Origin of the sequence: Nostoc sp. UCD121, from assembly GCF_014222285.1 — a bacterium.
Classification (GTDB): Bacteria; Cyanobacteriota; Cyanobacteriia; order Cyanobacteriales; family Nostocaceae; genus Nostoc.
Genome location: NZ_JACKZS010000122.1, coordinates 1 through 23,779 on the forward strand (window position 1 = coordinate 1; position 23,779 = coordinate 23,779).

At 41.7% G+C, this 23,779-nt stretch carries 17 protein-coding genes and 1 pseudogene; 7 read left to right on the plus strand and 11 right to left on the minus strand.

From position 1 onward, the window contains the following. From GNF10_RS22975 to GNF10_RS22985, 3 genes and pseudogenes are all read left to right on the plus strand, one after another. Positions 1-171: pseudogene (locus GNF10_RS22975) on the plus strand (photosystem II D2 protein (photosystem q(a) protein)); the annotation flags it as partial. A 756-nt stretch (positions 172-927) separates the two neighbouring features. Beyond that, positions 928-1,209: a 4a-hydroxytetrahydrobiopterin dehydratase gene (locus GNF10_RS22980; protein WP_185585405.1), complete on the plus strand. Its 282-nt coding sequence runs from the start codon at positions 928-930 to the stop codon at positions 1,207-1,209. Positions 1,210-1,863: 654 nt separating this feature from the next. Further along, positions 1,864-3,597: an iron uptake porin gene (locus tag GNF10_RS22985; protein WP_185585404.1), complete on the plus strand. Its 1,734-nt coding sequence runs from the start codon at positions 1,864-1,866 to the stop codon at positions 3,595-3,597. A 469-nt stretch (positions 3,598-4,066) separates the two neighbouring features. Here GNF10_RS22985 and tkt read toward each other — a convergent pair whose 3' ends face one another. The 4 genes from tkt to acpP all read right to left on the minus strand — a co-directional run bounded on the left by tkt (position 4,067) and on the right by acpP (position 8,257). Then, entirely contained in the window at positions 4,067-6,094 is a 2,028-nt protein-coding gene (gene tkt / locus GNF10_RS22990) for a transketolase (protein ID WP_185585403.1), read from the minus strand. A 54-nt stretch (positions 6,095-6,148) separates the two neighbouring features. Beyond that, the gene (locus tag GNF10_RS22995; RefSeq protein ID WP_157816647.1) at positions 6,149-6,304 is read right to left on the minus strand and encodes a hypothetical protein; all 156 of its coding nucleotides are present in this window, start codon (positions 6,302-6,304) and stop codon (positions 6,149-6,151) included. A 157-nt stretch (positions 6,305-6,461) separates the two neighbouring features. Further along, positions 6,462-7,712, minus strand: a complete 1,251-nt coding sequence (gene fabF / locus GNF10_RS23000) for a beta-ketoacyl-ACP synthase II (protein WP_185585402.1) — start codon at positions 7,710-7,712, stop codon at positions 6,462-6,464. Between the two features lie 290 nt (positions 7,713-8,002). Next, positions 8,003-8,257: an acyl carrier protein gene (gene acpP / locus GNF10_RS23005; protein WP_185585401.1), complete on the minus strand. Its 255-nt coding sequence runs from the start codon at positions 8,255-8,257 to the stop codon at positions 8,003-8,005. Positions 8,258-8,680: 423 nt separating this feature from the next. Here acpP and GNF10_RS23010 point away from each other — a divergent pair, with 423 nt between their 5' ends. Next, complete coding sequence (locus GNF10_RS23010) at positions 8,681-9,592, plus strand: CoB--CoM heterodisulfide reductase iron-sulfur subunit B family protein (RefSeq protein ID WP_185585400.1); 912 nt, start codon at positions 8,681-8,683, stop codon at positions 9,590-9,592. A 252-nt stretch (positions 9,593-9,844) separates the two neighbouring features. On the opposite strand, the gene GNF10_RS23015 is transcribed toward GNF10_RS23010, so the two are convergent. Continuing rightward, complete coding sequence (locus GNF10_RS23015; protein ID WP_185585399.1) at positions 9,845-10,636, minus strand: DUF928 domain-containing protein; 792 nt, start codon at positions 10,634-10,636, stop codon at positions 9,845-9,847. A gap of 232 nt (positions 10,637-10,868) precedes the next feature. Continuing rightward, entirely contained in the window at positions 10,869-13,235 is a 2,367-nt protein-coding gene (locus tag GNF10_RS23020) for a CHASE2 domain-containing protein (protein ID WP_185585398.1), read from the minus strand. Between the two features lie 398 nt (positions 13,236-13,633). On the opposite strand from GNF10_RS23020, the gene GNF10_RS23025 reads away from it, so the two are divergent. Beyond that, positions 13,634-14,002 carry a hypothetical protein gene (locus GNF10_RS23025; RefSeq protein ID WP_185585397.1) on the plus strand — a complete coding sequence of 123 codons (369 nt, stop codon included), beginning with the start codon at positions 13,634-13,636 and terminating at the stop codon, positions 14,000-14,002. A gap of 315 nt (positions 14,003-14,317) precedes the next feature. Here GNF10_RS23025 and GNF10_RS23030 read toward each other — a convergent pair whose 3' ends face one another. Together GNF10_RS23030 and GNF10_RS23035 are read right to left on the minus strand one after the other, a co-directional pair. Further along, a complete protein-coding gene (locus GNF10_RS23030) occupies positions 14,318-15,532 on the minus strand; it encodes a flavin monoamine oxidase family protein (protein ID WP_185585396.1) in 1,215 nt (404 codons plus the stop codon). 175 nt (positions 15,533-15,707) lie between these two features. Continuing rightward, entirely contained in the window at positions 15,708-17,168 is a 1,461-nt protein-coding gene (locus GNF10_RS23035; RefSeq protein ID WP_185585395.1) for an AAA-like domain-containing protein, read from the minus strand. Between the two features lie 364 nt (positions 17,169-17,532). Between GNF10_RS23035 and GNF10_RS23040 the strand changes: the two genes are divergently transcribed. Further along, positions 17,533-19,119, plus strand: a complete 1,587-nt coding sequence (locus tag GNF10_RS23040; RefSeq protein WP_185585394.1) for a calcium-binding protein — start codon at positions 17,533-17,535, stop codon at positions 19,117-19,119. Positions 19,120-19,198: 79 nt separating this feature from the next. Here the strand turns inward: GNF10_RS23040 and GNF10_RS23045 are convergent, their stop codons facing one another. Together GNF10_RS23045 and GNF10_RS23050 are read right to left on the minus strand one after the other, a co-directional pair. Further along, positions 19,199-20,563, minus strand: a complete 1,365-nt coding sequence (locus GNF10_RS23045) for a cytochrome P450 (RefSeq protein WP_185585393.1) — start codon at positions 20,561-20,563, stop codon at positions 19,199-19,201. Between the two features lie 75 nt (positions 20,564-20,638). Then, the gene (locus tag GNF10_RS23050; protein WP_185585392.1) at positions 20,639-21,592 is read right to left on the minus strand and encodes a Rieske 2Fe-2S domain-containing protein; all 954 of its coding nucleotides are present in this window, start codon (positions 21,590-21,592) and stop codon (positions 20,639-20,641) included. 333 nt (positions 21,593-21,925) lie between these two features. Between GNF10_RS23050 and GNF10_RS23055 the strand changes: the two genes are divergently transcribed. Next, positions 21,926-22,582: a TetR/AcrR family transcriptional regulator gene (locus GNF10_RS23055; RefSeq protein WP_185585391.1), complete on the plus strand. Its 657-nt coding sequence runs from the start codon at positions 21,926-21,928 to the stop codon at positions 22,580-22,582. 22 nt (positions 22,583-22,604) lie between these two features. On the opposite strand, the gene GNF10_RS23060 is transcribed toward GNF10_RS23055, so the two are convergent. After that, on the minus strand, positions 22,605-23,779 hold a 1,175-nt coding region (locus GNF10_RS23060; RefSeq protein WP_185607239.1), incomplete at its 5' end, for a hypothetical protein.

The window sequence follows — 23,779 nt, forward strand, 5'->3', positions numbered from 1 at the left end:
GATTTCGTCTCCCAAGAATTACGGGCGGCGGAAGACCCTGAGTTTGAAACCTTCTATACCAAAAACATTTTGCTGAACGAGGGTATCCGTGCTTGGATGGCTCCTCAAGATCAACCACACGAACAATTTGTATTCCCTGAGGAAGTTCTGCCTCGCGGTAATGCTCTGTAATATTAAAAGCTGACCATGATTTGAATCAGTTTTATGGTTGCCGAAAATTGACATCAGCCAGATTAAATAATTTCCTTGGCATAAGCTAATCAAGTGTCAATATTCCCCATTCTCCAGTCATCTCCCACCAAAAGGCGGGAGATTTTTTTATATATAGTTAATTTCTCTAAATTTATGTGTTATGTTAGGTGAAGGTTATAAACCCAGAGTAAATACTCTGCCCTTTTAAAACTAAGACCGCTTAGGCAATAAGGAGGTGATGCCCATGATAGAAAGTAGTAAATGCGTGGGTCATCAGGTTGCAGTTAGCCGGCTGTGTGCCGGGGCTGTTCTCTAAAAGTTAGCCTTAGTTATCTTTGAGATACTAAGTTAGCTCAACTAGCTAGGCAAGCTCGGAGTTCCTTCCGGCAGTCTGGTTGCAACCTGAAGACCCGCTAGACCGCTCTGATTTAGATCATCCGATCTAAATCAGAGCGGATAGTTTTTTAGGGGTGACTTTTTAAAACTTAAATAGCAATACACGCGATGGATAAAGCCAATGCGTTTAAGTTTTCTTAAAATTAAAAATATCTTGCATCAACCCTTGGAGTATGACCAGATGTGAGCCACAGCATTTATTTATCAAGCCTGATTTAAATATACACAGACGCATTAGGCATTAGCTTATCTTCCCATACTTTAATATGTGGAAAATTAAGTGGGTCTATTTCTGTCAAATGCAAGATGTAACAAATATATAAGTAGGAATTTTTTGACATGACACAACTACTCACAAAAACGGAAATTCAAGAGCAGGCAAAGGTTTTGTCAGGTTGGACTGTCGAAGAATCTAAATTGTATATTACTCGCACATTCAAGGATTTTATTCAAGCAATTGAGTTCGTCAATAAACTGGTGGAACCAGCTGAGTCAGCAGGACATCATCCAGACATAGAGATTTCCTACAACAAAGTGAAGATTACACTCACAACTCATGATGCAGGTGGACTAACACAGGCAGACTTTGATGTAGCGCAGACGATTTCCAAAATTAAATAAGTGATTTCTTCTGATATCTTGCAACCAGGCGACTTTAAGTAACGGCGACAAAGACAAAACACGCCTATCTGTAATCATGAGAGTAAATTAACCTGTAGCTTGATTGAGAGTAAGGCTATGCGTTTTTCTTGAAGTGCGCGGGTTTCAAAAACCTTGATTCCTGATTTTGTTTTTTATTCCAAAAACACCAGACAACGACCCTCCTGAAAGGCTTTGCTACGTTTTTTATAGCCGAGCCAGTGAATTTCAACTTGTGTGCAATTTCTACAGGCTAAGTGTAAGAAGTGGTTTTTATCTGCAAGATGCTAAGTATAGAAGACTTTCAGCAATTTAGCTAAGTAGGAACTAAATGCCCTAAACTTTACTCCCTGCTTAGATATATAGATAGCTATGTGTGACAGTTATTAAGCCGATCGCTCCAATCTTGCCATCTAGATCAGATGTTTTATAATGTTATGATATAAAGATATGTTTTTGCATAAGTTAATCACATCAGTTTTTAACCCCAAGTTAATCGTTTATTAGCTTTGCAAAAACTAGAATTGTAGTAAGGCAATTATGCCTCATCCATAGGTTTCGATGAGATGTTGCATTTTCGAGAATTAGGTGGAACGAAACCAATTATCTAAACAAGGTGTGAGGAGTAAAGAAAAAATGTCTAATCTATTATGGAAATCCTTAGTGGTTAGCCCAGCAGTTTTGGGAGCAACGTTGTTAGTTTCGACAACAGCGATCGCGGCTCCAAACACAACCACTGAAGTATCACCAGCAAAACAAGTAGGTGTAGCTGAAGTTGCCCAACAGCCAGAATTGTTGGCTCAAACAACGATAGATCAAGTTAATCGTTACAGCAACGAAGGCAACCAAAATAACTCTCAGTCTCAAGTAACATCGGTTTCGCAATTTTCCGACGTACAACCAACTGACTGGGCATTCCAAGCATTACAGTCTTTGGTTGAACGCTATGGTTGTATTGCAGGTTATCCGAATGCCACTTACCGTGGTAATCGTGCTTTGACCCGTTATGAATTTGCTGCTGGTTTGAACGCTTGTTTGGATCGCGTTAACGAGTTGATTGCCACAGCAACAGCTGACTTGGTGACGAAACAAGATTTAGCTACCCTACAGCGTTTACAAGAAGAATTTTCCGCAGAATTGGCAACCCTACGCGGTCGCGTAGATTCCCTAGAAGCGCGGACTGCTGAATTGGAAGCCAATCAGTTCTCCACCACTACAAAACTAGTTGGTGAAGCCATTTTTGCTGTTAGTGATGCCTTTGGTGGTAACACTGGCGATGCTAATAATACTGTCTTCCAAAACAGAGTCCGTTTAGATTTACAAACCAGCTTCACTGGTAGAGACATTTTGCACACCCGTCTTGCAGCCGGTAATGCACAAGCCTTTTCACTAGTAGGTAACGATGGTATTGGTATCAATAATAGTGCTGAAGGTACACAAACATTTCAAGTTGGTGCTGGCGCTGGTAACAACAGTGTCAGGATTGACCGATTGACCTATGAAGTTCCCGTAGGCCCAGCCAATGTGTACTTGGCAGCTAGTGGCGGACGACACAGCCATTATGCCGCTGTCAACAATCCTTACTTTTTCGACAACACTGATGGCGGTAACGGCGCTTTGTCTGCTTTTGCTTCTGAAAGTCCCATCTATCGGATTGGTGGCGGTGCAGGTATAGCGCTCAATCTACCTCTTGGTAGAGGTCAGGGTATTTTGGGCAATAGCTCAATCACTGCTGGTTACTTGGCATCACAAGCTAATGATCCTAGTCTGAGTTCAGGTCTGACCAACGGTGACTATGCCGCTTTAGGACAGTTGAACTTTAGTGTTGGCGATCGCTTGGCCTTAGCTGCTACTTACGTTCACGGATACAGTGCAGGCGGTGCTTTATTCGACTCTGGTGAGGCATCAGACGTAAACACTGCTTTGGGAGCAAGACCTTTTGCAGTAGGTACTGAGCAATCTAACGCTTTACTAAATGCAGCTTCCAGCAACTCCTACGGTGTGTCGGCTGCTTTTAGACCCAGTGACAAGCTATCAGTTAGTGGCTTCGTCTCCTACCACGATGTCACAGGCTTCGGTATTGGTGATGATTATGAAGCTTGGTCATACGGTGCCGGGGTTGCTTTAGCTGATTTTGGTAAACAGGGTAACGTTCTAGGTTTCTTTGCTGGTGCACAGCCCTATTCCTTTAACCGGGTAGGTGTTGCTGCTGGTAATGATGTACCTTATCAATTTGAAGGCTTCTACAAGTATCGCGTATCGGATAACATCTCTGTTACCCCTGGCGTAATTTGGTTGACCTCTCCTGGTCAGAGCAGTGCTAACGATGATGCAATTATCGGTACACTCAGAACAACTTTCACCTTCTAGACTGTTGACTATCCATTGATAATTTTGAACTTTATTTATCCCCGCCTGATGGCGGGGTTTTTTATTTTGAGTAGCAGCAATGGATAAACCCCAGCGATTAACCGGGGTACATTAGGAAATAGCGCAAGGCCTGGGCTGTTGACTCTGTACCCTTTAGCCCACAAGACTTCATGCATAAATTGTGTTTTTTATTTTGGCGTAAAGATGGCTGTTGCGGGCGCTTTCACACAAGTAAAAACCAGCACAAATAATTTTTTTTGTTAATTCCCCAAAAAATAGCCAAAGTCAACAGCCTAGCATGAGGCATGGGGAAGATTCACCAATGTCCCAAGTGACGGGGCGACTATCCCTCTCCACGCCACTTGCGGGATGGAGTTTCCCGTCGCTTTCAATGAACAATCTCCCTCTGCGTAAAAAAAGGCGGGCAAGATGCCCACCTCACAAAATTTTTGAGAATATTCTGTTGCTATTAACCCAACAATTGTTTAGCCTTAGCTAACACATTATCAACGCTAAAGCCAAACTTCTCTAGACAAACATTGCCTGGAGCCGAAGCACCAAAGCGATCAATACTAACGCAATCGCCTTCAGTACCCACATATTTGTGCCAACCGAAACTGCTAGCAGCTTCTACAGATAAACGCTTGGTGACAGCTTTTGGTAGAACAGACTCTTTATAAGCTGCATCCTGTGCTTCAAAGAGTTCCCATGAAGGTAGGGAGACAACACGGACTTTCTTACCTTCAGCCTTGAGTTTTTCGGCTGCGCCGACGGCAAGGCTCAATTCTGAACCAGTACCAATCAAGATGATTTCAGGTGTACCTTCGCTATCTACTACGGTGTATCCACCCTTTGCTACACCTGCAATAGATGTACCTGCCAAGTTGGGGACGTTTTGACGAGTGAATGCCAATAGAGACGGAGCGTTTTGCTTTGCTTTCTCGATCGCTACTTTATAAGCACCAGAGGTTTCGTTACCGTCTGCGGGACGAAACACTAATAAATTAGGAATGGCTCTCAAGGAAGCAAGAGTTTCAATGGGTTGGTGTGTGGGGCCATCTTCACCTTGTCCAATTGAGTCGTGAGTCATCACCCAAATCGAGCCAGCTTGAGAAAGGGCGGATAAGCGAATGGCAGCACGCATATAATCTGTGAAGATTAAGAAGGTAGCACCGTAGGGAATTAATCCTGAAGTGTGCAGCGCGATACCATTACAGATTGCGCCCATAGCATGTTCCCGCACACCAAAGTGGATGTTGGGGTTTTCGTAGTTCCCTTTTTGGAAGTCGCCCTTACCCTTGATTTCGGTCAAGTTGGAGTGCGTTAAGTCAGCCGAACCACCAATCAATTCAGGTAAAACTGTCGCTAGTTTGTTGAGGCAGTTTTCTGAGTGTTTGCGGGTGGGTATTCCTTTATCTTCGGGGCTGTAGGTGGGTAGTACCTTATCCCAACCATCAGGTAGCTTGCCGCTTAGGTAGCGTTCAAATTCACCTGCTTCTTGGGGATACTTAGCTTTGTAGTCAGCAAATGCTTTGTTCCATTCGGTTTCGTAACCTGCACCGCGTTCAACTGCTTTGCGTGTGTGGTTGAGGGCTTCTTGTGGAATATCAAAAGGCTCGTATTCCCAACCCAAATTTTTCCGAGTCAAGGCTATTTCGTCTCCACCCAAAGCAGCACCGTGAATACCAGCAGTGTTTTGTTTGTTGGGAGAACCATAACCAATGGTGGTTGTCACCTTAATCATTGATGGTTTATCGGTGACAGCTTTAGCGTCTTCAATTGCTTTGGCGATCGCCGCTAAATCGGTATTCCCGTTCTCAACGTGGAGAACGTGCCAACCGTAAGCTTCAAACCGTTTGGAAACATCTTCGGTAAATGCTACATCTGTGGAACCATCGATGGAAATGTGGTTATCGTCGTACAGAGCGATGAGTTTGCCTAATCCCAAGTGTCCTGCGAAAGAAGCAGCTTCACCAGAAATACCTTCCATGTTGCAACCATCACCTAAAATTACGTAGGTGTAATGGTCAACAATTTTGGTATCAGGTTTGTTAAATTTAGCGGCAAGGTGCGCTTCGGCGATCGCTAAACCAACTCCATTAGCAATTCCTTGACCCAAGGGCCCAGTTGTGACTTCCACGCCTGGGGTTTCAAAGTTTTCTGGGTGTCCAGGAGTTTTAGAACCCCATTGACGGAATTGTTTGATATCTTCAATGGTGACGCTATCGTAGCCTGTCAGGTACAGTAGGGCGTACAGCAACATCGAGCCATGACCGGCAGACAAGACAAAGCGATCGCGGTTAAACCACTTGGGATTCTTGGGATTAAACTTCATAAAGCGATCCCAGAGGACAAAAGCCATCGGAGCCGCGCCCATTGGTAGTCCTGGGTGTCCCGATTTTGCCTTTTCTACGGCATCAATAGCCAAGAAGCGGATCGAGTTAATAGCCAGTTCTTCGACGGACAATTCTTTGGCGGATTGGGTTGCAACAGTCATAATCTCTTGTTTTTAACGACGGGTTAGCACTCTTCGTAGCTTCTCTTGTTGGGGTTATTTTAGATTCCCCACAGTATCCTCATCATCCCATTCCCGCTTGTCGATGGACAAGCGGGATCTCCTGAGTTTCTGGTGATAAATCAAGCTGATAATTGGGTCATGCTGAACGCTTAAGTTATATCGGAATGATATTTCTGATACTTTGGGCATTGGGCATGGGGCATCCCTTCGGCTTCGCTCAGGACAAGTGGGCAAGTGGGCATTGGGCATGGGGCAAACGGGCAAACGGGCAGAGTCGGATTAAACTACTGAATTCTGACTCCTGCCTCCTACCTCCTGCCTTCTGCCTCATACCTCCTGACTTCTTTTAAACGTATTTCTTAAAGGCCAGTGTGACATTATGACCGCCAAACCCAAAAGAATTGGATATTGCCACCTCGACTTTTTGAGCGCGGCTGTAGTTAGGCACGTAATCTAGGTCACATTCTGGATCGGGATTTTCCAGATTAATTGTCGGTGGAATTTGGTCATTAGCGATCGCCAGTACTGTTGCCACAGCTTCAATACCTCCAGAACCGCCTAATAAATGACCCGTCATCGATTTGGTCGAGCTAATTGCCACCTTATAGGCGTGTTCTCCCAAGGCTTTTTTGATAGCTGAGGTTTCAGTTGAATCATTCGCCGGGGTACTAGTGCCGTGGGCATTAATGTAGCTAATTTGTTCGGGAGTTATACTGGCATCTTTAAGCGCCAGTTCTATGGCTCTCGCTGCACCTAGTCCGCCAGGGACGGGGGAAGTGATATGGTATGCGTCACAGGTCATACCATAGCCAATCATTTCGGCATAAATGTGAGCGCCACGACTTAGGGCGTGTTGCAGTTCTTCTAGAATTAAAATTCCTGAACCTTCACCTAATATAAATCCGTTGCGATCGCGGTCAAAGGGGCGGCAAGCATGAGCCGGATCGTCATTGCGAAAAGAGAGGGCTTTGCAGGCAGCAAACCCAGCCATTGATAATGGTGTCACAGCTGCCTCTGTTCCGCCGCAAATCATTGCTTTGGCATATCCCCCTTGAATTAAGCGGAACGCATCACCTACAGCATTAGAGCCAGCAGCGCAAGCAGTTACAGGGCAGGAATTAGGGCCTTTAGCACCCGTGTGAATTGCCGTCAATCCTGCTGCCATATTAGCGATCATCATCGGTATCATGAATGGACTACAGCGATCGGGCCCACGGTTGAGGTAGATCGTCTGCTGGTCTTCTAATACCTTAATGCCGCCAACGCCAGAACCGATCATGACACCTACCTGTTCTGCATTCAGTTCATTAATAACTAACTGCGCGTTAGCTATAGCTTGTTTTGCTGCTGAAACCCCAAATTGGGCAAATCGATCCATGCGCTTGGCATCTTTGCGCTCCAAGTAATCATGCGGATCGAAGTTTTTCACCTCACCAGCAATGCGGCAATCATGGCTAGACGCATCAAAAAATGTGATGTGGTCGATGCCATTGCGTCCACTCAATAATCCATCCCAATATTCTGTTGCTGTGTTACCTATCGGTGTAATCGCGCCAACACCAGTTACAACAACGCGTTTACGTGTATGATCTGTCATGATTCAGTTAAAGGTGGCGAAAAAGCAGCAGGTATTAAACAGTGCTGAGTTATGTTAGCGGATAGCTAGGTAGCCCGTCCTGAGTTCTGAGTTTTGGAAGCACCCAAAGATGGAGAAAACTCCGAACTTTTGCCTCCGAAAACTCTAACTCTTAAACTTTTAACTGTTCAGCACTCAGTTAAAAGTTAAAGCAGTGGTTTTTGCCATAAACCCCCAGAGGGAGCAAGACAAAGCCATCTGAACTTCTCCCAATCGGAGACTCCAAGGGCGAACAGAGACTCAAAACTTTTTTAAGCTGATGCAGCAACTTTGTTATTGATGTAATCTACTGCGTCTTGAACCGATACAATCTGCTCGGCAGCTTCGTCGGGAATTTCGATATCAAATTCTTCTTCCAAAGCCATCACGAGTTCAACAGTATCTAGGGAATCAGCTCCTAAATCTTCCATAAACTTAGCTTGTGGAGTGATTTTGGTAGCATCTTCAACACTCAGTTGTTCGATGACGATTTTCTTGACCTTTTCAAAAAGTTCCGTTTGGCTCATAAATAATAAAAGTCCTTAACCAGTTGCTAGGATCTACTCTTTAGAGAAGACATTGTTTTGAGCATATACATCTTATCGTCAAGCGCGATCGCCCGTATACTACCAAGGGTTTTTCTGTTAGAAAACCTCTCCTGTTCCTCAAAAGAATAGGGTAAATTTTCTGGGAACAGTTGTTTATGGGAGCGGGCTACGCCATCGCCGATACCGTGTAAATGCTTTGATTGTCAATTATTGCTAAATTTTTTTACAATGTCTCGATCAGTATTTACAGCCTTGCTAGCAATCAGAATATTTAGACGCTGCGGCTTTGAACCTAGATGGTTAAAGAATCGCTAAAGGTCAAACATCATAATTTTGGTGCTAACAAAGAAGTAATAAAACAGTTATTGTTTAGAGCGATCGCTCTAACCCAAATATACCTCTATGCTATCTCAGACACTCAAACTCAAGTACGCTTATTTCCCTGGTTGTGTTGCTCAAGGGGCCTGTCGGGAACTTTACCAGTCAACTCAAGCCCTTACTAAAGCACTAGGTATTGAATTGGTTGAACTTAAAAAAGCTGCTTGCTGTGGTTCGGGCACATTTAAAGAAGATTCTCAACTGTTAGAAGATACAGTCAACGCGAGAAATATCGCCCTAGCAGAAGAATTAAATTTGCCCTTACTTACCCATTGCAGTACTTGTCAAGGTGTTATTGGTCATGTCAACGAACACCTGAAAGAATGTAAGACTTCTGACCCTACATACATTGAACAGGTTAATGGCTTGCTGCATAAAGAAGGCTGTTCGCCTTATCGCGGCAGTACTGACGTTAAACATCTTCTCTACGCTTTGGTGACAGATTACGGTTTAGAGGAAATTACCAAACGTGTCACGCGGAAGTTAACTGGATTAAAATGCGCGGCTTTTTATGGCTGTTATCTCCTCCGCGCCCAAAAATCCATGCCTTATGACGACCCGTTCCAACCAGAAGCGATGGAAAATATGTTTCGGGCGGTGGGTGCAACACCAATTTATTACCGAGGCCGGACACAATGTTGTGGTTGGCCTCTTGCTAGTTATGCCACTACCCAATCTTTCAAGATGGCGGGGATGCATATTCAGGACGCTTTGACATCTGGTGCTGACTGTATAGTTACACCTTGCCCACTGTGCCACTTAAATTTAGACTCGCGTCAGCCAGAGGTGGAAAAGGTAATTGAGCAAAAGTTAGGTTTACCAGTATTGCATTTACCCCAGTTGATTGCTTTAGCACTTGGGGTTAATCCAAAAGAACTGGGTTTAGAACGGCACGTTGTTTCCACCAAGCCAGTGTTGGAGAAATTAGGATTTTAGTTCTAGAGATGTGAAAGGTTTACAGCAGATTGCAACTTGGTGAGGTACAGATAATCTCTTAGGGGCAATTCATGAATTGCCCCTACCCATGTACTTCATTTAAGTAAGTGGGCGTAAATAATTATCGGCGGGATAAGGCAATAGGCAATAAGGGTTTTAGCCTAGTTCATTTTTCTTTACATATTTTGATTTTATTGTGCCAACTTACTTACCTGAAATACGCTGCACCAGCATAGATTATCTGTTACTAGGCTATCGGCAGCAGTCTACTATCGGTTCTAAAGCAATGTTATTTAAACCGACAGCTTGCAACATCCTAGCCCAATCAGCATGTTTGGGTTCTATACGGCGAAGTTCAGCTGAAGCAGTCAGGGATTCATACCAAATACCATTAGTGGCATAAAGAGCAACGCGCTGCTTTGGTGTTGCTTTCTCTAACTGACTTTTTAGAACTGGGCTGAGTTCAATCCTTTTAATCCAACCATTCACAAAAATAGGTGATTGTTCTTGATTGCAGTAAATATTGAAGTACCAATGATAACGCTTGCTAATTTTTAACGAGGAAGCTGTTGATGGCAGAGAGAGGCTAACAATTCCTGGTGTCCCAGATAATGAAACAGGAGTCTGATATATAGTCTCCCCGTCCTCATTCTGTAATACAAAATCTGCCGAAACTGTAGTTACATCAGGAACGTAAAACCAGAAAGTTGGATGAGAGGAAGTTGTTAATCCCAAGACTAATTCCTCATTGGGAAACTGATAAACGGGAACTAACGCTGTTAGTTGCTTTTCTTTTGATGTAGTAAGCTGATTGTTCGTATTGCCACAGCCGCGCTTTCCTCCTCCAACGCGATTACCAGGTGCTTTAATGTCACCCGGCGGGGGAGGTGCATTAAATATCGGTGATGTGAAAATTTCAGATTTGCTTGGCTGTGCTTGCACTGGGGTGAAGGAGAGCGATACCAACGCGATCGCTAAGGCAAGTTTAATACTAATTTGTAATGACCCTCGCGGACTAGCTACCGCGACGCTAACGTAATTCATAATTCGTAATTTATAAAACTTTATGCAATGTGGGTTTACTGGGTTGAATTTGTAGCCTTTTTTGTAGAATTAGGATTCTCTATCAAAAAGCTAGCTTTATTTCAGAGGTTATTTGATCTTCAAAAATATAAAAGGTCTTTTCGGAAATTATCCCTTTCAATCTGCCTTTATTAATGACGTTAGCGTGTCCACAAGCGTCATTACAAACTAGGAATTACTGCCTTGAGAAATCCTATAGATTACCCAAGAATCCACGTCGATTTATCGCGGGGAGTGTCAATACAATACTGCCTGTAACGACCAGAGCGATCGCAGCCGGAATTAGCGGTATCCAAATACCTGTCAGCAGCATAAAAAAGCTAATTGCGGATATAGCGCCAATTACAGCAACTCCCGCTATTCCTAAAATCAAGGAATGACGAATCCGCCATGCCAATATCCCTCCCGAAACAGACCAGAAAAAGACCCACACAACTTCACCCCAAACTGGCCAAATCCACAGCAGGGTTCGCCCATCTAAAACTGCACTGAGAATTTGACTCACCATTTGAGCATGAATCATTACTCCTGGTATTTCCTGCTTGTGATCGGTAGTGTAAGGGGTGGAAAAATAATCACCGGCGCTTTGGTTAGTAATACCAATAAATACAATTCGATTCTTCACAAGATTGGGATCGATCGCACCTCTAAGCAACTCCTTTAAGGTAATTTGCTCCACAGCCTTTAAGGGAGAACCAGAGGAACGGTAATTTAGCAATATTTGATAGCCCCAGTCATCCATTTTTTGATAGCCACCAAGATGCACTCGCAACTGCCTAAACACAACTTTACCAATCTGTAAATCTTTTGTTTTGGTGTACTTGACAGAAATACCTTCTGTCTGTAGGTAACGAAATGCCAATTGAGCGCTGAAGGAGTATGGCGTAGTACAAGGGGATGAATCGCTTGGTTGCATAGCGATCAGATGGCGGCGGAGAATACCATCTGTGTCTTGGACAAAATCACTAAAGCCTTGACGTTCTGTAGGAATTTCGGGAGGGGGGGAAACTCCTGGTTGATTAATTGTCGGTTCGCTGACTTTGCAAATAGCAATAAAGCGATCGCTACGTCGCATCCAATTAGCTAAAGGTGCTTCCTTGGCATCTACAGGGAAATCACGATAAATATCTAAGCCAATGGCTCGTGGTTGGAACTTTTCGAGTTTCTGGACAATTAGAGCCAGTGCGCGATCTGAAAGCGACCCTTTTCTGTCTTGCTGTTCAGGAAGCTTAAAATCATCTTCAGCGATCGCAACTACTAAAAGGCGGCGATCTGGTTGTTCACTAGGACGCAGCCGCAGCAGTTGGTCAAAAGCCTTTAGCTCCACAGGTTGTAGTAATCCAAGATGCCGCACTCCCATTATCGAGGCTGTGACAACCACAGCTAACATCAGCACAGTTTGAAAAGAGCGCTGGCTAGGCAATGTTTGCCGTGTTGCTAGCGATTGTGAGCCAAATAAGGCTTTATCAATCCAACTTTGATTAAAAACAGTAGCATAAATGCGGTTATAAACTTTTAAGTAACCCTGTTGCTTGACTACTAATCCTGAGAGTCGCAGTTCCATTTGCTCAGGACTGTTATTTGCTGTGATTTGGTCTGTTTGCAAAATTTGCTGATAAAGCCGCAGCAATTGTCTAGTATGCCGTTCGCTTTTCAAAATGCGATCGCGAATCGTCCTCAGATGCTCCGGTTCATCTTGAGATTCCCAGTTTTCAATTACTTGAGAACGTACCAGTTTCTTAACATACTCTGCTTCCCCGTCTACTGGAATAGCAGATGAAGATGTAACCACTAACTGACAAAGCTTCTGAGTCAAAAAAGGTTGACCGCCACTCCAAGCTAAAATTTCTTGCAACACTATCTGAGGATTCATAATACCTACTAATCCCTCAACTAATGGTTGAGCTTCATGCCATTGGAAGCCGCTTAGTTCAATTGCTCGACCAATATTAAAAGGTGTTCGGTGTTTGTCTTGAATCAAATCGTAGGGAGTAGTTACCCCTAATAGTGCAAAAGTAAGACGCTGATAAGCTGGATTGTCGGCTCGTTTGTTATAGCAAGCTCGAATCAAAGCTAAAAAATCATCCTTGAAGTTTAATTTGAGAATGCTATCGATTTCGTCTACAAAAATCACCATCTTTTCAGAGACTTCTGCCAATAGCACCGACTCAATAAACTCACTCAAGCGCTGCACTGGTGATAATCCAGAGCGATCGCTCCACCAACTCAGTACTTTGAATTTAGGAATGAAACTACGTGCTAACCTTCGTAACACACCCAAATACCACTCAGATGGCGTAATATCTTGACTCCCAATTGCTGTAATATCGATAACACCACAAGCAATATCGTCTGCTTGCAGTTTACGCATTGTTTGCACTCGCAAACTAGACTTACCCATCTGTCGCGAGTTGAAGACATAACAAAATTCTCCAGCCTTGAGTGCATCATAAAAATCTTTGTCGGCTTGTCGCTGCACGTAGCACGGAGCATCAATTTGCAGACTCCCTCCGATTTGATATTTGTAAGGCGAGTTTTCTGATTTGCTCGTTGGATGCATCCTAAGTAGCTCTTTTAAGGTATAACTAATCTGCTGAAAACTAAAGTTCCAAAATTAAGTTTTTGAATCGTAAATTAGGTTTTTGAATCGTAAATTAGGTTTTTGAACCGCAAATTAAGTTTTTGAATCGCAAATTAAGTTTCTGACTCGCAAATTAAGTTTCTGACTCGTAAATTAGGTTTCTAACTCGCAAATTAGGTTTTTAATTTTTATTTTACCTTCACAACTCATAAACTTGTTTTTCTCAACTTTTTTCCGCAAACATACCTGTATATATCCAGCTTGCAAATTTCCATACTTTTAAAATTCTGTAGCTTTACTCAGGCTGATATATTTGCTGGTTGTGTATTGTAATGATATCTCAATAACTCCGTTGAAAATCCAAACAAGAAAACTTTATGGCACAACGCAAACGCAACTCCTTTGCACTTACCAAAGCTGAACGGCGGATTGAAGGAATGCAGATGATTAATCCTGAGTTAAACTTTGATAATGAGTTATCAATAGCTAGTTACAACACTAAAATTCTAGAAACACGAGAGAAGCTAGCCGCCTACAATCAAGCACGAGCGATAGTAGATAAAACACAGAATGCATTATTAGAAGCAGAACGTGAATTAAATAGTTATTCAGAGCAGATGCTATTGAGTGTTGCATCTCGCTATGGCAAAAATAGTGATGAGTATGGGATGGCTGGTGGAACGCGCAAATCTGACAGAAAGAAAGCACGTCCGGCGGTAAACCAAACACCCATATTTACGAAGTAATTATCTGAACAAATAATATTGATTTGCGTTAAAACAAAGGTGCGTTGTACTTTGCGACAACGCTACCAGATCATTTTATAATTCGTTTTCAGGTTAAGCCACTTGTTTGGCTATCAAATTGAAGGAGGCAGGAGGAGTAAATCAGTAGGGGTCGAATTCCCTACTGATTTAGAACCACTTCTCGTTCTGTGGGGGTCTTAAACCCTTGCTCCCTATAGTCGCGGCAGGAGACAGAGCGCAGTTTTCCTCCTGCCTCCTGCCCTCTGCCTCCTGCCTTCCTGGATAAAAGCTTTCTCTTCTTCTGCTCCCCTGTCATCACGAAGGAATAGTAGACCCGGCAAAGTGAATTTCTTTAGCAGCTTTGAGTCCAGATTCTAATCCTCCTTGAATCCAGCCTCTTGTTTTAGAAGTATGCTCTCCAGCAAAATAAATCTTTTCTTCTGTTTTTCCTAATTCTAAAAATAGTTTCTTCTCCTGTTCATCTGTTGGATAAGCCCAGCCTCCTTTTGACCAGATATCCTTTGTCCATGAATAAAAGTGCGATCGCACAGAGTAATTACTTACCCCAGGCAAAATCTTTTCCCAATTCTGGAGTAATTTTGTCTGTTGAGCTTTGCTCTCAAAAGCATCCATCTCAAGCGCTTTTTTTCCTTTAAGATAAGCCTGAAGAATACCTATTTTTTCAGGTTTATCCCAAGTGGTATGCCACAGTTCTTCATCCTCGAATAATCCCCAACCATTTAAGTTATCTTTTTCCCAGAAACGATTAGGGAATTTAACAAAGCAACGGATTGCTGGTCGATAGTTATATCCTCCTGCCGCCGCCTCTTTTTTTGCTGGAGATAGTTCAGGTGAAAAAGTAATCTGACTTAAGACAGTTAACGGGACAGTACACAACACATAATCAGCGAGATATCGTTGCCCTGATGAACAGGATACTTCAACACCATTAGATGTTTGTACAATTCGAGTCACAGAATCATCAAGTTTAATTTTTTTAGTCAACGCTTGGGCAAATGCTTGAGGAAGTAGATCAAATCCATCCGTCAGTTTTTGAATCTCTTCGGCACGGATTTGTGGTTGATTTTGAAATAGTTCTTTTGCTGGGACTAATAGACGTTTTCCGTCTTTCATCGTGAGATAGTTTCCAGATGTTGGTGAAAACTGTGAAAGTTTTAAACCAAAATGTTTGATGTAACCAAGGGTTAAATTATGATTTGGTGGGATTCTAGCTGCTCCAAGTTCTACTAAATCTTTTCCTTGAAAGGCTCCTCGCAGGGTTAAGACTCTACCACCGACACGTTTTCTTGCTTCTAAAATAGTGACATCATGACCAACTGCTGTTAATTCATACGCTGCCACTAAACCAGAAATACCTGCACCGACAATGAGTACTTTTCGACGCGGCAATCCTTTGGGTAAAGCGCCAGGGGTAGGTGGCTTTTGAGCTTGTACTCGATCGTAGGTGACAGTTGCAGCCATAGCGAGAGTACTCTGCAATAAAAACTGACGACGATTCAGGTTGAACATATAGGTAAAACTAGTGATTGGAGAAGGACAGCAGTTTAGAATACTTTGATTTATCGATTAAATAATCTAAATCACACTCATAAATGAGCTAAATCATCATAATACTTATTAGAGAGCCAAAATTTTTGTAGGCTCTTATTTTGGTATAGGTATTGATTGTAGTTAAAAACTATAATTACATGAGGCGATTTTGAAAATATTGGCGGTACAAATCGCAGCGTGGCATCAGCTTATTGTGATTACAATATACAACTAGACCCATACTGTGTAATTTAAACGCCGATTCTGAGTCTAACTCTATCGGTACTAAACTCTTCACAACCTGACTAAAAGCTGTCACTAACTTTGGATCATGTTCGAGATTACACAAATGCCCTCGGAGATGATCCTGGTAAATTGCCGCTTCAGTTGGGGCTGTTTGCAACAACTGTTCAAGACTGATGTACCGATGTTGAACATGATAAAGAGCTAGCCGGATTAAATACGGTTGTCCTCCTACCATATCCATCAGTTTTTTGATTTGAGTATCAGTCCAATTTAGCCCTGGATGACGTGCAACTAAAATTTGGACTTGTTCTGGAGTAAAGTCTTGTAATTCAATGCTCAACCCTACATTAAAGGGAGACTGATTGATATTTAGCGGGATATGAACTTCTTTGGAATGTACCAAAACTAGCCGGAGTTTTTTCCAGAGTTCGCTACTGCGATCGCCATACTTAGCATACTCATACCAAGCTCGTAACAGATTAAAAAAGTCTTCGGCAGTGTCACGATAGGGAAAAATGCGATCAACACCATCTAAGCTAATTACTAATGGGCTATCGATTTCTTCTAACAAACACTCTTCAAAGTAAGCAGTAGTTTTATCCTTACTGCCATAAATACTCCAATAATCATCTAACTGATGAAGCTGCTTCAGTTTTCTACCAACACTTTCACAGAACCAGCGTAAAAATGTATCCAAGTTAGCGAAAACTGCTTTATCTGCTAAATGGAAGCTTATAGAAACTGTTTGACAACTATGTTGTCTAGCTTCATCAAGAATCCTAGCCATTAGCGAGGTTTTGCCCATTTGTCTTGGCGCTTTAATCCGAATCAGAGAACCTGGCTGCAAAATCTCTTGAAAACAGCGATCTTCAATCGGAGGGCGTTCAACATAAAAGCTAGAACTGATAGGGACTTGGCCTACAGGTAATTCTGGCTCTGCATTCAGTAGGGGTTGTTCGTTTGTGTATATGCTTAGTAATGCCTCGTTACTTTCCTCAGAAACTGAGTTGTTAGATGTCATTTTCTCCATTGTTAGCTGTGAAGATGACATCAGCTTTTGAGGCTGTGAAATTGCCTCTAACTGCTTTGATGAAGCAGTAGACCAAGAAATGCGCTGTCGCTCTAGTGCTGCTTGAAAATTCTTTTTACCAACCTTTTCGCCAAATGCTGCTGATAGCATCTGCCATAATTTCGGGCCAACATCATGCTGTAGGTATTCGGTAGTGTAGCTATGAGTTTGGGCAATTTCGTCATACTTTTTCCCTTGCCAAGAGCTACGCAGTATGGTTACTTCAATATCTTTCAGATGTCTTTTTGTCTGAGTAACAACTGCTGCATCTAATATTTTTAATGCTGTTTCAAAGTCCATTGTTCATGGATGAATCACAACTATTTATATATTGAGATCCAGTCCGAACTGTTAACTTTCCAGATTTTTTCACAAATAATATTCTAATGGCTGAAATCCAGTTCTGGTCTGGTTCAGCAAAGATTACTATCCTTAAACTTTCTTACTTAACCTTACCTGGCCCCTTTTGTCGTTGATTTTTTGGAAATCAAACTCCTTAAATTATCCACATTTACCTTTTTGAGTTCAAAAGGCAACCTGGTAATAACAGCAATAGCAGTTGTTTGGCTTTGGACAAATCTAGCTTTTTTGAAAAATTTGTCCAAAGTCTAAATCAAGAAAACAATACACAAACTCACAACCAAATCAAAAAAGGTACAAAATTATGGCAATTATTAGTGGAACCCCAACTCCTGCTGACGACAGAATTATAGCTGATGGAGCAAATGATAAAATCGATGCTCTGACGGGTAACGATACGGTTTTTGGTGGTGCAGGCAATGATACTCTAATAGGCAACTTTGGCAATGATTCTCTATCAGGATCGCTTGGTAATGATTTCCTTGATGGTGGATTCAACAGAGACACCCTTGATGGTGGCGCTGGTAACGATACTCTCAACGGCGGCGATGACAATGACACTCTTATAGGTGGAACTGGAAACAATCGCGTTAATGGCGGTGCGGGTAACGATATTCTCATCGCTCAAAACGGAAACTTTGCGGCTATCGGTGATGTTGGCGATACCCTAATTGGCGGTGCAGGTGATGACGAACTGCGTGTTGAAGGAGCCTCAAATTATTTTTTGACTAATAATCAGCTGTTTGTCGGTAATTTAGCTCACCAATTTTCTGAGGTTGAGAATGTCAGGCTTACTGGTACTTCGGGTAATGACACGATTAATGCGTCTCAGGCTTTGTTTTCAGGGCGAACCTTTCTCTTTGGTGGTGCAGGTAATGACACTATCATAGGTAGCCGTGGTCTTGACCAGATCAACGGTGGTGATGGGAATGACAGCATAGTAGGAGGAGCGGGATTTAACTTCTTGCGTGGCAATAATGGCAATGACACCCTTATCGGTGGAAATGACAACAATAATTTTAATGGTGGACAAGGAAATGACTTTATCCAAGGTGGAAGCGGGAGAGATAGTTTTTCCGATGGTGCTTTAGATGGAGCGGGTGATGACCAATATATCGGGGGAGCGGGTGAGGACTCCCTATTCATAAATGGCGACAATAACTTTGAGCTTTTCTCATTTGCAAATGACCCAAACAAAAGCCAACTCAAAGGTGGTAAGTTTGGCCCTGGGGCCAATCTCGATGATTCAGCCACAGGTACTGATACCCTCCAAGGTATTGAAAGCGTCGAAATCCAAGGAGGAGATAGCAACAATCGCATAGATGCCAGCCGTGCCAGCCAAAACGTCAATGTAATTCTTAATGGTCGCGATGGCAGCGATATTCTGCTAGCCGGTAGCGGTAACGATGTATTATTTGGCGGATTGGGCAACGATCGCCTTGATGGAAATGTAGGTAACGATCGCCTAAATGGTGACTCTGGCAATGATATTCTGTCGGGAGGTAAGGGTAATGATACCCTCAGTGGTGGTGGTAATTTTAATAGCGGAGAGATAGATATTTTAACAGGAGGACTAGCATTTGGAGGGGTTCAGTCTGTTGATACGTTCAACCTACGTGACTCCTATCGGCAAGCTGGTCATGCTGTGATCACAGATTTTTCTCTACTAGATGGGGACAAGATCGCTCTTCGCGGTTCTGCTAGCGATTACACATTTGTACAGCAAAACTTCAATACTAATAATAGTTTTGGTAGTGGTATTTTTTCAAATGACTCATCTATTTTAGATACGGTCATCTTCTTCGGTTCGCCAATTTTCGGTGATGTGATTGCTGTGGCTGAGGATGTTAGCTTAAGTGCTATCACTCCTGGTATCACATTTACTGTCTAACACTTTCAGTATCAACCTGTTTAGAGACGCAAAACTATGCGTCTCTAAACGCGCAAAATCGATTTGTTTCATCAAAGATTTATGTTTGACTATTCAAGGGATGCTTTATCACCAAAGGCTCAATATATGCTTGGAGAGTATCTTTAATTTTAGAAGGCTGACGAACTGGAGCGATCGCAGAATAATCCGGTTTTACTGTCCAGTCGTAATGGCGAAGTAGTGTAGAAAGCACAATTTTCATTTCCATCTGGGCAAATTCCATACCTAAACAACTGTGCGAACCATGACCAAAACCCACTAATGCTAAGGGATGTTTCTTATCTTCTTCACGAGGTGGTGCAAAGCGATCGGGGTCGAAGCGATCGGGGTCGGTGTACAGTTCTGGTAAACGGTGAGTCAGCATCGGCGAAATAGTCACAAACCAACCTGCTGGGATGCGATATCCTCCATACTCAATATCCTTGAGGACACCACGATTATAGGCATACACTGGCGGATAGAGCCGTTCTGCTTCTTTTAGTACGTTGGTTAACAGTGGAAATTGTTTGAGATGAGACAGGCTAAGGGGATTATTTCCCACAACTGCTAATTGTTCTTGGCGCAGCCGCTCTCGCCATTCTGGGTGATTACCTAATTCGAAGATTACCCAAGTCAGTAATGACGCTGTTGTCTCATGTCCAGCAAACAGCAATAGTAATGCTTCATTGATTACCTGTGTTTCGCTCAACTTATTGCCGTCTTCATCAACAGCTGCTAGCAGCAATCCCAAAACATCTTTTGATTCTTCTAAGTTACCCTGCTCGATACGCTGGGCGATTTCTTGACGCAAGAAAGCCACTAATTTACCCCTAGCATTTTGACCGCGACCATATAAGGTAAAAGGGACATTCCATTTGAATATTGCCATACTGCTATCTATCAGTTGTGTAAACCACTGACTGGTTTGCTCAACTTCGCTCTTGTTCTGACTTCCCAAAAATAGGCGAGTCGCAACCATCAGGGTAAGCTGACGGAAACTAGAATTTAAGGAAACCGTTCCCCGTTCTCCCCAATCTTCGAGGAAGTCTTGCACAATATTTTGAATGGTATCGAAGTATGTTGCGATCGCTTTTCCATGAAATGCTGGATACATCAAGCGACGAGTTAGGCGATGTTCTTCCCCATCTTGTAATAAAATATTGTTGCCAAATGTCGATTCTAGAAAATACCACCCTATCCGCGACGACATATTTTCAGCCTGTTCCACCAGCACTAGCCGATTAGCATCAGGGCCAATTAAATAAGCACGTTTACGCCCCAGGACGCTTGTCTTAAAAACTGAACCATGATGCTGAAATCTTCGCCATAGATACAGTTCTAAATCCCGAAATATTTCTATAGTCTCTCCCAAGATGGGCAAGCCATAGCTACCAGGCATTTCCTCGGCGGATTTTAGCTGCTGCATATTTAAGTACCTCTAGCAGGAATTAGCTACAGTATCACTTAATTGTAAAGCGCAGTTAAGCTTTGTAAATCCAAATTACCAATCACGGTAGAGTTTTTCTGCATAGAACAGAATCTCTTCATTTGGCAATCTAATTTTCGGTTTTTGCCGAGGATACAAACTTTCAACTGCACCTGTATCCTGTTCAATGACTGTAGCTGCTGCTTGTAAAACTGAGTTTTTAAACAGAAATTTCATCAAAGGATTGACGACTTTGGCATACATCAAAATAAAAGTTTTGGTGATTTTGTCTGTTTCAGGATAGAGAATATGAATTTGAGCAATATCACCAATCGGGGTTTTAGCAAAAAAAGCTGTAGTTGAAGGAAATGCATATTCTAGTGTGTTAGAAAGTGTCTTAGGAAAGATTCCCAAAACAGGATTTTTGATAATTTCTCCTAGCGTGTTGTTGGCTCTGATCAGTTCTTGTTGAACTGTGGCATAATATCCTTTTTCTTCAAAAGCACTTACATTACAAGTTGTAATTTTAAATAGCTCTTTATGAGTACCATTTTGGTGATTATAGTCATAGTTAACCATCAGGTTAGTCAAAAACTCACCCTGAATACTTTTATCCCCAGTTAATCCGAGAAACTCATATTCATCGGCAATTGTTTGATGCAAATCTGGAATTGGTAATCTTGGCTCAAATCCGGCATAAGTCCAGATACAATCATTGCTAATAATTAGCTCTAATGGTTTGGTGATTGGCTGATTGTCTTTTTTATCTCCTTGCTGTAGTCTGCCTTTTCCATCAAATTCTAGTGCATGAAAAGGGCAAGTAATAGTATCTCTTTCTTGGCAAACCCAGCCGTTTGATAATGGAGCTTGCATGTGTGGACAGATGTTATCAAGGGCAAATACTTCGCCTTTTGGGTTTTGCCAAATGACATAATCCTGTCCATTTAAAGTTATTTTATTAGGTTTATTCACTCCTAATGTAGATTTGTGCGCGATTAGCCAAGGCGCACCTGCTAAAATTGGTTCCATTTTTCCTCCAAAATATTGAAAAGTTATTTATTGAAGTTCCATAGATGCGTTAGCAAAAGGTAACGCAATCTTGGAAATTAAAAGTTGTGGACAAGCTGTGTCACTTGCTCTACATTTCTATTTTGAATATCAATTGGGAAATTAAAGTCTTATCTGCAATGGACGAACTAACGCTAGCAAGCATTTACTTGGCTAACTTCGGCTACTGCATGGATGAGTTACACAACTAACTAAAAATTTAGTTAGTTGATAATAATGTAATAAATTTCATTTTCTATGTCAACTACTAACCAATTTTTAGTTAATATATTTTCGTTATGATGATGGAGCAACGTGGGTCGTTCAACGCAGTCAAAATTTTCAGCTAAAAAGCCGCGTCAGGTACGCGATGCAGAAGTGACGAAAAAGCAGATTCTCGATGCAGCGGAAGCAGAGTTTGCCAGAAATGGACTTAGTGGGGCGCGGACAGGAGCGATCGCTAGAGGTTCAGGTGTCACTACAGCGATGATTTACTACTATTTCCAGAGCAAGGAAGGACTATATGAAGCTGTTCTGCAACGTCCATCGGTGGAGATGCACGAAGGGTTTGAGCAGCTAAATCTAGATCAGTTCCCACCAGAGGAGGCGTTGAAAATGCTTGTCAAAGAAGCGATCGCTTACGAAGCTGCTCACCCGCACCGGGGAATGCTTTGGTTTCAAGAAGCCAATCAAAATCAAGGAAAGTATTTCAAGCAGGGGAATTGGCAAGAAAATTTTAGCTATCTCATCAAGATTTTAGAGCGGGGGATGGCTGAAGGTTGTTTCCGTCAACTCGATCCATTTCTTACCACCCTGCATATTATTGGGGTTTGTAATTTGTACTTCAACGCTTACGAAAACATCAAGCATACTAGACCTGATTTGCAACTGCTAAGTCCAGAAATGATTGAGCAGCATACTCAAGCAGCAGTTAATTTTATTTTGGCTGGTGTGCGACGTACTGGAGATTAGAGATTGAATTCAGAATTTTTGATTATGAATGCAAACCTTTTAAAGGGTAAAAAATATTCTGTTTCGCATCAAATGCATATCCTTGAATATAAGATTTATTAAAATTAGGAATTTTGCTTTTTAAATCAACATTGCCTGACCAACCTGAATTTTGATATTTTAAACCATAAAACCTTGAAATATCTTGTCTCACCTGTCCTATGGATAGGATATCAACTACTATCAAAGCATTAGATTCATTTGGGTAAGCTAATATTACAGCATCTGCTACTCTCGTTTGTAGTTTAGCCCATCCACTAATGTTAAAAAAACCATTTTTGTCTTCTTGTATAGAATCAATATAGCCCCATTGACCCTGATTATATACTTTTATATCTTTAACAATTCCAGGGCGCAAGATATTTAATTGACTCAAATTTCTAAATCTTGTAATTACTGAATCTAAACTCCAAGAATATTTAGGGTCAACAAAGGGAAATAGAAGCATAATGCAGTCATCTTTTTGATAAAAATTTACTAGTTGAATACAACTCTTACCATAGTTATATTGATACTGCCATTCATGTAATTCATGTAAAATTTTAGTTGGATAATTTTTGCTAATATAAAATGCAGTTATTATCCCTAAACAATAAAAACTTAAATTCTTAAACATCTGATTATTTTTATAGTCTAGCAAATATAAAATAATTACTATTATTGATAATGGTAGATACACTAAGTGAGTAATATAATCAACTCTTATTGCATGGCTATTTGCAGGATTAGACATTGGCAATCTAGTAATAGTATTTATTATTCCTAGTGCAATCGTGTAAAATCCAATAGCAAACCATACTATAATTTCTTCTTTAAGAAATTTGAAATTTAAAATTAGCAACAAAGTGAAACTAATCAAGAAAACTAATCCTATCAACATATCTAATTCATAAAAATCTCCCAAAATATTGCCCAAAAATGCCAAAAAATAACTTATGATATCTTGCCAAGAAGATTTAACTATTTCACTTGGTTTTGTATGATAGGATGGCTGAACATAATTTATAAAATAACAAATAGTTGAGATTGCAAAAAATCCTATAAATAAACATGAAGATTTCAATTTCTCATTCAAACTGAGTTTATTATTAAAAATAATAAATAATAGTGAGATGACCCATACAACAATACCTCCAGAAAAAGAATACTGTGATATTG

Coding starts and splice junctions, on each gene's coding strand:
- GNF10_RS23050 (WP_185585392.1), bottom strand. CDS start 21,592: ATGGAACCAATTTTAGCAGGTGCGCCTTGGCTAATCGCGCACAAATCT.
- GNF10_RS23025 (WP_185585397.1), top strand. CDS start 13,634: ATGGCACAACGCAAACGCAACTCCTTTGCACTTACCAAAGCTGAACGG.
- GNF10_RS23015 (WP_185585399.1), bottom strand. CDS start 10,636: ATGAATTACGTTAGCGTCGCGGTAGCTAGTCCGCGAGGGTCATTACAA.
- acpP (WP_185585401.1), bottom strand. CDS start 8,257: ATGAGCCAAACGGAACTTTTTGAAAAGGTCAAGAAAATCGTCATCGAA.
- GNF10_RS23035 (WP_185585395.1), bottom strand. CDS start 17,168: ATGGACTTTGAAACAGCATTAAAAATATTAGATGCAGCAGTTGTTACT.
- GNF10_RS23010 (WP_185585400.1), top strand. CDS start 8,681: ATGCTATCTCAGACACTCAAACTCAAGTACGCTTATTTCCCTGGTTGT.
- GNF10_RS23020 (WP_185585398.1), bottom strand. CDS start 13,235: ATGCATCCAACGAGCAAATCAGAAAACTCGCCTTACAAATATCAAATC.
- GNF10_RS22995 (WP_157816647.1), bottom strand. CDS start 6,304: ATGCCCAAAGTATCAGAAATATCATTCCGATATAACTTAAGCGTTCAG.
- GNF10_RS23030 (WP_185585396.1), bottom strand. CDS start 15,532: ATGTTCAACCTGAATCGTCGTCAGTTTTTATTGCAGAGTACTCTCGCT.
- fabF (WP_185585402.1), bottom strand. CDS start 7,712: ATGACAGATCATACACGTAAACGCGTTGTTGTAACTGGTGTTGGCGCG.
- GNF10_RS22985 (WP_185585404.1), top strand. CDS start 1,864: ATGTCTAATCTATTATGGAAATCCTTAGTGGTTAGCCCAGCAGTTTTG.
- GNF10_RS22980 (WP_185585405.1), top strand. CDS start 928: ATGACACAACTACTCACAAAAACGGAAATTCAAGAGCAGGCAAAGGTT.
- GNF10_RS23045 (WP_185585393.1), bottom strand. CDS start 20,563: ATGCAGCAGCTAAAATCCGCCGAGGAAATGCCTGGTAGCTATGGCTTG.
- tkt (WP_185585403.1), bottom strand. CDS start 6,094: ATGACTGTTGCAACCCAATCCGCCAAAGAATTGTCCGTCGAAGAACTG.
- GNF10_RS23040 (WP_185585394.1), top strand. CDS start 17,533: ATGGCAATTATTAGTGGAACCCCAACTCCTGCTGACGACAGAATTATA.